The sequence below is a fragment of the Pseudomonas sp. 1D4 genome, assembly GCF_001728925.1.
Classification (GTDB): Bacteria; Pseudomonadota; Gammaproteobacteria; order Pseudomonadales; family Pseudomonadaceae; genus Metapseudomonas; species Metapseudomonas otitidis.
Genome location: NZ_LXJQ01000061.1, coordinates 21,699 through 32,958 on the forward strand (window position 1 = coordinate 21,699; position 11,260 = coordinate 32,958).

6 protein-coding genes and 1 pseudogene are annotated in these 11,260 nt (G+C 58.6%); 1 reads left to right on the top strand and 6 read right to left on the bottom strand.

The genetic code is table 11. The features are described from left to right. Positions 1-2 precede the first annotated feature (2 nt). The 3 genes from A7D27_RS23545 to A7D27_RS23555 all read right to left on the bottom strand — a co-directional run bounded on the left by A7D27_RS23545 (position 3) and on the right by A7D27_RS23555 (position 2,957). A complete protein-coding gene (locus A7D27_RS23545; RefSeq protein WP_371850587.1) occupies positions 3-1,565 on the bottom strand; it encodes a ShlB/FhaC/HecB family hemolysin secretion/activation protein in 1,563 nt (520 codons plus the stop codon). Between the two features lie 163 nt (positions 1,566-1,728). Further along, positions 1,729-2,328, bottom strand: a complete 600-nt coding sequence (locus A7D27_RS23550; protein WP_044407810.1) for a transposase — start codon at positions 2,326-2,328, stop codon at positions 1,729-1,731. 347 nt (positions 2,329-2,675) lie between these two features. Further along, complete coding sequence (locus A7D27_RS23555; protein ID WP_069566272.1) at positions 2,676-2,957, bottom strand: hypothetical protein; 282 nt, start codon at positions 2,955-2,957, stop codon at positions 2,676-2,678. Positions 2,958-3,508: 551 nt separating this feature from the next. On the opposite strand from A7D27_RS23555, the pseudogene A7D27_RS29260 reads away from it, so the two are divergent. Beyond that, a pseudogene (locus tag A7D27_RS29260) lies at positions 3,509-3,631 on the top strand (IS3 family transposase); the annotation flags it as partial. Between the two features lie 199 nt (positions 3,632-3,830). On the opposite strand, the gene A7D27_RS27470 reads toward A7D27_RS29260, so the two are convergent. The 3 genes from A7D27_RS27470 to A7D27_RS23560 form a co-directional block, all read right to left on the bottom strand. Continuing rightward, complete coding sequence (locus tag A7D27_RS27470) at positions 3,831-4,187, bottom strand: hypothetical protein (protein ID WP_083265758.1); 357 nt, start codon at positions 4,185-4,187, stop codon at positions 3,831-3,833. A gap of 756 nt (positions 4,188-4,943) precedes the next feature. Then, complete coding sequence (locus A7D27_RS28140) at positions 4,944-5,378, bottom strand: hypothetical protein (RefSeq protein ID WP_139134170.1); 435 nt, start codon at positions 5,376-5,378, stop codon at positions 4,944-4,946. After that, positions 5,378-11,149 (bottom strand): hemagglutinin repeat-containing protein, encoded by a 5,772-nt coding sequence (locus A7D27_RS23560; protein ID WP_256557205.1) that lies wholly within the window; start codon positions 11,147-11,149, stop codon positions 5,378-5,380. The genes A7D27_RS28140 and A7D27_RS23560 overlap by 1 nt, the downstream gene beginning before the upstream one ends. Between the last annotated feature and the right edge of the window lie 111 nt (positions 11,150-11,260).

Here is an 11,260-nt window from a genome sequence, read left to right on the forward strand (position 1 = left end):
GGTCAGAAGCTCGCCTGCACGCTGAAGTGCACGCGGGGGTCTCGTTTGCGGGTGTTCGGGCCGTCCTTCAGCGGGTAGGCCCAGTCGAGGCTGCCGGCCAGCCCGTGGGGCAGCGTGGCGCGGGTGCCGAGGCCGACGCTGGCCAGGCTGTAGCTGTCGTCCTGCTCCGGCAGCGCGTCCTGCAGGGACAACTGCGCGCCTTCGGCGAACAGGTAGAAGCGCCACTCGTCCAGGTGGCGGGCCACGCCCTTGCCCAGCAGCGGCGCCAGGGACGGTGTGCGCAGCTCCTGGCCAAGCAGCCAGCCGTCATCGCCGGTGCGCTCGGCGGCCAGGTAGCCGCGCACACTGCTGGCACCGCCGGCGGAGAACTGCTCGTTGGAGACCAGCGGCCCGGAGGCCAGCTGGAACCCCAGGCGGCTGTGGCTCTGCCAGTCGTCGCCGAAGGTCAGGGTGTAGGTGGCATCGCCCTTGAACAGGGCAAAGCCCGGCTTGGCGCGGTAGCGCTTGTAGTCGAACGCCTCGTCGTCGCTGCCGTAGCCCAGCAGGCTGTGGGTGCCGGCCACCAGGGACAGGCCGAGGCTGAACTGCGAGCGCTCGGTGTAGCGGTAGCCGGTGTAGCCGAGGGTGATCGGTGCGTAGCGGATTGGCACCTGGTCCTGGCTGCCACCGAACTGCAGGGACTCCTCGAAGTCCTTGAACTCCACCCCCACCGACAGCGAGTGCGCCCAGGGCCCGACCGGCGGCACCGCGTAGGCCAGCGACACCCCGTAGGCGTGGCCCTTGCCCAGCACGTTGCTGCCACCCAGGGTGGCCACGTTGCTGTCGGACTGGTAGCCGGAGAGCTGCAGCGTCCAGCGGGCATCCAGCGGCGCGCTGTAGCTGCCGGACCAGACCTCGGCGTTGTCGCGGTCCTCCGGCGCGGTGAAGTAGGTCAGCGAGGCCGCGTGACCCCGCTGCCAGAGGTTGGTGTAGCCGAGGCTGACCACCGAGCGCAGCTTCTCGGTGTCGGCGCTGTAGTCGTTGTTCAGGCCGATGCTGGCCTGCCAGGGGTTCTTGTCCTCCACCTGCAGGTCCACGTCCATGGTTCCCGGCCGGCGCCCCTCGCGCACCACCGGCACCACCTGGCGCCCGGGGTTGCGGTTGGCAGCGGCCAGCTCGGCCTGGACCCGGCCGAAGTCCGGCACCTGGCCTTCCTGCAGGGCCGGCACCTCGTCGCGCACCGCCAGCGGCGAGTAGTGCTGGGCGCCCATCACCCGCACCCGGCCGACGCGAGTCTCGCTCACCTGCAGGTAGACCACGCCGCCCTCCACCTGCTGCTCCGGCAGCTCGACGAAGACCGACTGGTAGCCCAGGGCCTGGTAGCGCTGCTGCAGCGCGTCGCGGGCGCCCTCGATGTCGGCCAGGGTGCGTTGCGGGCCGAGGAACGGGTAGACCGCCGCCTCGATGTCCCGCGCCTGCAGCACGCTGTTGCCACGCACCACGTATTCGTTGACGTCGACCCGGCGCGCCGCACCCTCGCCCTCCTCCGTGCCCCGGGCCGTACCGGCCAGCAGCGCCAGGGCCAGGAGCGAAGGTGCGAACGGCACGCGGCCGTGGCGCAGGTGCCGGTTGAATGACTGAAGAACCACACAGCCCCCTCGTGAAATGGCGCCACGCTGGCGTGCGCCGTCCTGTGGGCGGGCCGTGCCTGGGGCCGGGCCACCCATGGTTGTCGTTGGTGTATCGGGCCTAGCGAGCGCGAGCCTGCGCCGCGTGACGGGCGATCCAGGTGTGCAACTGGGCGAAGTTCGGGGTGAATTCCGGTGTGCTCATCAGCGACGGTGCGAACACCTCGCTGATGGCCCGTTCCAGCAGGCGGACGGCCTGGGCGTTGTCCAGCACCTCGCCGAGGTCACGGACGAAGGCGCTGAAGCCCCAGACCCGCTGGTTCAATTGCAGACCGACGAACCAGCGGAACAGCAGGTTGTAGTTGAGCTGCTCGTAGAGCTGCTTCTCGCTGGGCAGCGAATACAGCACCTGCAGCACCAGCGCCTGCAGCAGCGCCCGCAAGGGCACCTGCAGCTGACGGGTACGGGCCCAACCCTGCAACGCCTCCAGGGCCGGCTCCAGCAGCGCGTCCAGTTGCGGCTTGAGCACCACCAGCGAGTGGCCCGGGGGGATGTAGCTGGACACCTCCTTGAGCGCGCTCTGCCAGTCCTCCTGGGACACGATCCACACCCAGGGCGCGCCGTAGCGGTAGACCGAGACGGGCTTCTTGCGCGCCGCCTCGACGATCTTCGACAGGCGCTGGTCCAGCTCCTGCATCCCCACCTTCGCGAATCCGTCCATCTTCCCCATCGCCGTTGCTCCACTGCCTGGCCGGGGCCCGCAAACCCGCGGGCCGAAGTGGCCGCCTTCCCTAGCGGCCGATGTGGCGCGGCGTTGTCCTTGCCGTCGTCGTTCCACACTCCCTTGACCGGCGCCCGGCGAAGGCACCGAACTTTTGTCATCGAATCTTCATGAACGGCGGCGGAAGGACGGGGTTTGCGGGGTGGAGAGCGTCTGGAATGGGTATCACGAGGCGGTGGGGATCGCCTTCGCCTGGCAGATGCGGGAACGGGCAGAGCGCTGAAACGGCCCTGCGGAAATGAAAAGGCCCGGCTGATGCCGGGCCTCTTCGGGGAGACGTGAAGGGTTCAGTCGACGGTGCTCAAGCGGTCACGCTGCACTGCCTCGCGAGCCGCACGGAGCAGGTCATAGGCATCCGACAGCAACAGGTTGGCCGCCTCGGCTACGTTGGCCAGGTAACGCCCATCAGCACAGGAACTCTCCATGTACGCGAAGCTGGCCAGCAAATCGCGCGCGGCCATCAGGCGGTACTCGGCTGTTTCCTGGAGATCCAGATAGGACCGGCTGCCATCGAGCAAGAGAACGGAAGAACCGGAGGGGTTGGCGGAGAGCGGGCGCAGGTCAGTCATGGCGAAGACCTCCGCGGCTGCACAGGTGGCTGGATGCAAACACAGAGAAAGAGGTAGCGAGAAGAAGCGAGCGAATCATGAAGTGATGCTCCTAGAGTGAGAGCCATCACCCCTCGCGGCCAAGCGAAGGAAATGGTGACGGCTGTACGCAGGTTGGCCGACCGGGACTCTAGGGCCCGGCACACCCGAAGGTGTCCCGCGCACAGCCGCCATAACACGAAATCGCAGGCATGAAAAAAGCGCCTGCAATCGGATGGTCGGCGCCTGTGCGCCTAGAGATTCGACCGGCCAAGGTCGGCTACGGGATTGACCGCAGCGGGCGGACTATAGGGGGCAGCAGGAAAGCTCGCAAGAGAAAAAGAGCGGCAGTCGCCTGACGCCCTCGGGAAAGAAGTGCCACCCCGAAGGGCGGCTGGGATGGGATCAAAGTGCGAGGTTGCGCTGTTCCTCCTCGGTCAGGCTGCTGCGGGCCTATTCGTCCAGCGGGCCGGCGCCAGGCGATACACCAACGAACGGTCGCTTAGCCTAATCGCTCGGAGCGGCAGCTCAACATCGGTGAGCCGAACAAGGCCCAGGGCACCGATAACAATTGCGTCCAAAACTATGAGGGTTGGATGTATTTGGCGATGGTGTTGGATCTGTTTTCACGCAAAGTAGTAGGCGGATCGATGAAGCCGCAGTAGTTCCCCTACAAGCCCAAGTGCAGCTGCACCGACTTGTCGCATAGAACCTAGATCAATAGATGCGACCCACCTCTATTAATTTTCTTCTATGCCTTATTGCTTCTTGAACACAAATACAATTTCTTGGATCTAACCCCACAAATTCTGGTTACTTTCAAACCAACCCACCAGCCAACCCCATCAAAATCAATCACTCTTCATCCCAAAAGCTCATTGGCGGTGCATATTCACCATCTTTCAAGACAACACACCATCCAAAATTTGCATAAAACATCTCAAGCCCAACCACTTTGTAAACATTAGCCCCAATCCTCTTTAAGGTAATCAGGCTATTCGCATAATGAGTATACTTCCCTCCCCCTCCCGCCACCGCTCTTAACTCCAACTCATTACGATCCCATTCCGACACCACTCCTGACACCTCAGGAACAGCATCCGAGAAGGAAACCTCAAACTCTTTAGATATTTTGCACAAACAAGGAATTCGCTCCTGCTTGAGCAATTGCTCAGTGTGCATATTTTCGGGAAAACTAATATTTAATTTCATTCCAAAGCACTCCGAGGAACAAAAAACTCACCCGAGCATCTCTTTCAAAGGTATTCGATAATTCAAGAGCACTTCATCAGGAAGAGAGACATCGATAAGAATTTCGAGCCTGATGTACATCACAGTGATGACCAATACCAATAGCGCGAATTTACTTAAGGCACGAATGTGAAGTCCAACCAGAGCGAAGGCTCGTCAATTCTGTAGCCAAAGGCCGGGCCAAATAAAAAGCTCAGCCTCCAATCGGCTGACTGCCACTGACTTGACCCAGAATTTTCTAAAATTTTTCCTTGCCGAGGCACTCCACTATTTCTCTGTGCAACGGTATTGAAGCATCCACAACCGGCTTCCAAACAGGGCTCTCCGATACAAATCGCTTTGCATCAGCAAGAGAGCACCCATATTCTTCAACCAAGAACTTTATGCTTTCAGTGATTGTGAAACCTAGCCCATGAAGCAGAAGCACAGCATCACCACTCCCCAAGCCCTCACGAACTTCCTTATTAATTTCCGCCATATCCTTCATATAACATCCAACAACCAGCGTCAGTGTTTACGAGGCCGTCCAGAGTTTCTGGAGATACGGACCTGATCCAGAAGTGACTGTGCATGGGTAATATCGCTGGATTGCCCGATGAAAGCAGGAAGTGAGTTGGCGTCACAGATCAGATGAATATTGGGGTCGAGCTATCTCTGCCCAAACTCATGCTGCACTTGCTTCAATTTTTCGTACAGAACCTGGAAAAATAATGAGACTCATAACAATCCAATATCTTCGATCATTCGCTCCACACAAGAAACAAGGCTAGACCAACCTTCATCTTGAATATCAAATTCCAAAACAAATGCTTCATCCTCAGCATAATCATAAGAGGCACATTTTGGGTGAAAATAGAAATCCAAGTACACACGCAAAGAGCTTGGAGGAACAAAACCAAAAGACAACTCACCCTCCAAAAAATGCAATTCTGCATTCTCGTTATGCGAGCGAACATTCTTCAGCCAGCCCAAAAAATCTTTCAACTCAACAGTTCTCAAGAAAGGCCCAGAGGACTGCCAACTTCCTTTGACACCATCAACTGATATTTCTATAACCAACCACTCCGAATCATACTGAGAAGAATCCCCCTCAAACTCATAACCGAGAACTTTCAACCTAAATGAAACCCCACCCCCCCACAACTCTATCATCACCTACCCCTTTTCTTCTCCGGCCTGATAGTAACAACCCTATTATTCTCCGGATTCAAAACAACCTCTAAACCATTATAGCTAAAACCAATCAAGCCATGTGAAGCATCAAACTCCAAACCTTTATTAAATATCTTAGCAATATCATTTGGCGTATTAAACCCAATATTCTTAGTGCGCGGATCTTTTAGCCTCATCACTGCGTGACCTGACAAATCATAACCTGCCTTCCCAAAGATATCGACCAATTCCGCATGAGTTAGATCTTGAAGTTGTCGATTCTGAGCCAATCCAGATAGCTTAATTATCTCCCTATACATCACACCTGGATTTTCTTGATGGCTAGGATTTATATAGCTACCACTCTCTCTATCACTATCAAATGGGCCTCCACCTACGTACGCCCCCCCAACATCGTCCAAGACGTCATCTGTGTAACCTCCTTCGTAAGAAGAAATATCGGAGTTATCACTAGGATTAACATACGGTCGATAGTCCACCTCCTCAATAGGCCTACCACCCAGCTTAGTGATTAACTCATTAAGAGCGCCAACTCTTTCCTGCTTTTCCTGAAGGGTATCCGCCCCATCCAAGAAAGCATTGAGATCGTCGCTTTGCGAATTATTTTTTTGCGATGAAGAACTGGATACCACTGCCACCAAAGCACCCGCCACCAACGCAATAGCAGCAAGCTCAAGAAGTTGGGTGAGATTATTAGCTGGTCCTTTAGGACGTTCACTAGCGGCAAGATGACTAAGAGCGGAAAGAACATCTAGCGCCGCTCCCGGGTCATCCACCACCAATTTATTGATACGCTCTACAACTACATTTGCCCCCGGCGCAGCCAGCTCTGGCAAGAACATATTCATAAGTTGCTTAGCGGCCGCAAGGCGAGTTTGCTCCCCACCTTTCAGCAAAGCTCTTTCAGCACTATTGACTTGAATTACAATATTTATAGCATCCGGAGGAATACCGACTCCAACCGCAACCCCTGCAAAGATCAACTCTCTACTTTGCTCAACGGCATTTTCGGTTTTATAAACATATTCATCTGCCGCTTGCCCCCACCGCTTCAAGGTTTCAGCCGGACTGCCCACCGCCTCTACAGACGACTTGGTGACATACAGATCCGTACGCTCTTCGTGGTCCTTGGTGATCTCGTACGCCTTGCTCACATCCCGATTGAGCCCAGCCGTGGAGTCGGTGCCAGTCTTGGCGTCGTTGCGCACGATGATCTGGCCGTCGCCGACGGTGGCGCGGACGATCTGCTGGCGATCCTTTTCGTACTCCCAGCCGTTTACGCTCCAACCGGTCTCCCCTTCCTTGCCCTTGCCGACCTGGCTGGCGTCCTGAGTCGTGCCCGCGTTGTTTCCGCCGATGCCATAGCTGCCGCCAACGTTGAGGTAGTAGCCGTGCTCCTTGTCCACGCCCGCAATGTCGCTGTGGCCAAGCGTGTTGGTGTCCAGTTTCAGGTTGCCGCTATCAGAGGCGATGAGTGCGCCGTCGATCTGCGTGTGGTTTTCGGTGCGTATATCCACCTTGTCCTTGGCGGTGATACTGGTCTGCTCACCTACCCAGTCGGTCTTGCCGGTGGTCTTTCCATAGCCGACGGAGCCGCTGAAGCCCGCACCAGGACCGAAGGTTGCGGTGGCACTGAGATCGAACTCCTTGCCTTTCACCTTGCCGGTATCAACCGCGGAGGAAACCTGGAGATCACCGCCTACACGCCCGACGACCTCGTCACCGCGCAGGGTGGCGCCCGAGATCGCGGTGTCCTTGCCACTGTTGAAGTTCAGGCTGTTGCCAGCATAGAGATAAGCCTCCTGTTGGCGCTCAGCCTCTCTCTCCAGATTGCCCTTGCCCATGTTGACGCTGACGTAGACGCCCACACCCTGGGAACCGAAGGTCAACCCCACTTCACCGCCGCCGCTGTGGCGGTTGCTTTCGCTGTTGCTGGCGTTCTGCGCCGACAGGACCTTCAGGTCGTTGCCTGCGTTGAGATTGATATCGCGGTCGGCTTTCACCTGGGTGCCGACCAGGGTGAGGTCATTGCTCGCTGTCAGGGAAACATCACGTCCGGCATTGAGCTGAGCCGCACTGGAAGTACCTTGGCTTTGGTCTTCGTTGCCAGTCCCGTAGCTACCGCCGATACCCACCTTGAAGCCGCCAGACGTGCCGCCGTGTATGCCACCCCAGCTCTGACGCATCTGGTTTTCTTCACTGAACTCCCCTTTGGCCACATCGAGCGTGACATCGCGCCCCTTGATGTTGATGTCACGACCGGAACCCAGTTGGCCGCCTTTCACCGTGACATCGTTGCCGGCAGTCATGGCGAGATCATTGCCAGCTTCGAGCGTGGAGGCGCGAGGTGTCTGCTCGGTGATTTCCCGGCTGGAACCCTGCTTGGAATTCCCCAATTTCACGTCGGCGGTGGGGCCGCCAAGGAACTGGCTCACTGCATCGATGCCACGCAAGGCGCTGGAGCCCTGGCTGACACCGTTTTCCCCCTTACCGGCGTTGCTTGCCGCATCCTTGGTGCTGCCGAAGTTGTGATTGAGGCTGATACCAAGCCCCTCACGCTCCCGGACTTCGGCATGCTCGACGACCCTGGTTTCGCGGGCTACATCGATGTTGATGTCATGCCCGGCCTTGAGCGTGATGTTGTGGGAGGCGGAGAGATCAGAGCCCACCTGGTTGATGTCCCGGCCTGCGTTGATGTCCAGGTCATTACCGGCACGAATCTGACTGGCGGCAACGGTCTGCTGCGCCAAGCGGTTTTTCTCCATGGTGCGTTCTGCACCGATGAACAGGTTCACACCGTTGTCATCACCAGAAATACCGATGCCAACCTGCTTCTTCTTCTCCCAATCCCGTTCTGAACTGCTGTTCTGAGCAGCCAGCACGTTAACGTCACGACCGGCGTCAAGCAGTACGTTGCGCCCCGCAGCAACACCGCTGCCTGCAATCGTGATGTCCTGCCTGGCCTTGAGCGTGGCATCCCGATCTGCTGTCACCTGGCTGCCTACAGCGGTGCTGCTCTGCGCCTCGCGGCCAGCCTCCTTGGCCGACGCAATCGAAAGGAAGCCACCCGACGTGGAAAGACCGACCTTCTTTTGCTGTTCCTTGGTCAGGCTGTATGCGGTGTCGTTGGCGGAAACGAGGTTGATGCCGCCGCTCTCCTTCACCAATCCGGCACGAAGCTCGACGTCATTACCTGCACTGGTTTCACTGGCGCGCAGACGAATGTCGTTGCCTGCCGCGACCACGACATCGTTGCCAGCCTCCAACTCGCTGGCGACCTGGGTCGCGCTGGTCCTGAGCTGGCTCTTGCCGCTCTTCGACAGCCCAAGGAATCCGGACTTGGTCTTCTTGCTGTAGGAGCCGTGTTCCTCAACACCGGAAAGAACGGCCACATCTCCCGCCCCCCCGATCAGCAGGTCCTTGCCGGCTTGCAACTGGCTGCCTATCACGGTGACATCACGCCCACCGTTGATATTCAGGCTGCCATCAGCCGCTTTGCTGGTATTGAGGGTGAGATCGCCACCCGCTTCGACCACGGACGCGATATTGGTGCTGTCGTAGCTTTCCCGCTGCTCGGTCTTCTTGCGCCCGAAGGACCCCTTGCTCTTCTTGAAGTAGAAGCTGGCGTCCTCATCCTTGGCAGAGAGCACGCTGAGATCCTGTCCTGCATCTAGCGCAACATCCCCTCCGCCTTTGACATGGCTGGCGACAACGCTCATGTCCTGACCAGCCTCCAGCGTTACCCCCCCCTTGGCCTGGAGCACGGTAGATTGCTGACGGATCTGGTCCGTACTGCTCTTGACCTTCTTGCTTTGCGAAGCGCTGTGGCTTTCGTTGGCCGCAGACTCGAGGGCCATGTTCCGGCCGGCCTGCATCAGCAGGTTGCCATCGGTAGCGACTGTGCTGGCAATAACCGCGATATCGCGGCCGGCGCTTACGTCAAGCGCACCACCCGCCGCAACGAGTCCACCATGTTGAGTCGTTCGGCTCTCGCTCCAGCTCGAGCGCTTGGCACTCGAATGCGCACTGTCGTTCTCTGCCACAGCGGTGAAGCCAACGTCTCGGCCTGCTGCTATCCGGGCCTCGCCACCGGCCTGCAGCACGCCTGCACTGTTCTGGAAATCACGCCCGGCCTGCAGGTCCATGGAGCGACCTGCCTCGACTCGTGCAGCGTTGTCCAGAACCTCATCCGTGCGGCTGACACGGCCTGCATACTGCGCAACGCCCTTGTTTCTTTCGTTGGTGATATCGCCATCACGCGCGAGCAAGCTGACATCGCGCCCATTTATGATGCCGCCCTGGGCATTGCGAATGCTGGACTGAGCCAACAGCGCAACACGCTCGCCGCCTTGGACGAGGCCGGTGTTCTCGATGCCCTGAGAGGACTGAAGCGACAGGCTGCTGGTAGCCCGGAGAGTTCCCTGGTTCCGGAGCTCACCGCCCGCGATCAGCGTCAGGTCCGTGCCCTGCACCAAGGAACCATTGGGTGCCAGGCGGTTGCCTACCTGTGCGAGATAGACGACCGGCACCAGTACACGCTGTCCTTGCACCTCCTGTTCCTGCATCCACACGATGTCATGGGTCAGAGCAGCAACCTGCTCGGCAGACAGCCCCACGCCGGGTACCAGCTTGAGCGACTCCTTGCTGGCAATTGCGTTGTCCATCAGGTAACGGAATACAGCCTCGTCACTGTTGAGGCCGGCCAGAAAACGCTGCCCCGTCCTGGCCACGACGGCTTCCCGTACAAGACGCTGCTCATACAGACCGTCGCCCAGGCGACGCTGCGCCTTGTCCGGGTCGTAACCGAGCTTGTCGAGCATGTAGTCCGAACTCAGGAATCGGCTGAGGCTGGCAAACAGTGGGTTGGTCTCCACCAGATAGCGGTGGCCGGGGACTTCACTCACGCGGAACAGCCCGTTCTGCCCCTGAGGCAAGCCAAAACTCGGCAAATCGAGCGGGTTGATGGGCTTTTGTGTCGTATCCGGCGCGAGCTGCGGATTCAGGTAGACCGGATTGCCGTTGATCCCGACTCCGGGTTCGCTATCCAGAGACTTCTTGCTGCCTCCGGCATAGCTGACACTTTCACGGGTTACACCAAGGGTGGCCGAACCACTCGCTGCGACGGAGACCTTTCCGCCCGACTGGATGACGGCATTCGAGGCAGATCCCTGGCCTGTAACCTGCTCGCTCGTACTAAGCAGCGTGTACCCGAGTATCCGGTCAGGAACGCCATAGCCTGCACCGGGATTGAAGTTGGGGTTGGCGCGGGAGGTGACCTGCCTAGAGGGCGAGTACAGGTGAGTACCGTCGCGATCTCTATAGCTGTATTGGTGAATAACAGGAGCGTTGTAACGGTTGTATGTGGCAACAGCTCCGTTGGACCTGGTCAGATCAAAGAAGACGCTGCTGCTCTCGGAGTCATTCGGATTACGGAAAGTCCGGTTGCGCACAACGCTCTCGGTCGAGGCCCCCTCATTGAGGAAGTCTCTGGTCTGGATACGCACATCACCTGCCGCCGTGACCAGACTGTGCTGATTTCGGAAGCTGTCACCGATGAATGACAACCACCCTCCGCTGTTGATGCTGGAGGCGGGCGAATCATCGGTTACCGTTCTCTCGAGTTGCTCCTTGACGTAGTAATAGAGGTCAAAGTGCCGGCCCTTGCAGTCAATGCACTGGAAGACGATCGAACCCGATAGCAGTTTTTCCGAAACCGTAAAGCGCTCTTTGCGGTTGATCAGGCTGTCCACTGAAAGCGCCATGTCTCCGGTGCTTTCCAGCGTCCCTGAGATGTTCTCCAGCAGCGCGGCGCGTGCCCCGGCATCATCCCTCGCAACGCTCAGGCTCCCCAGGCTGTAGAT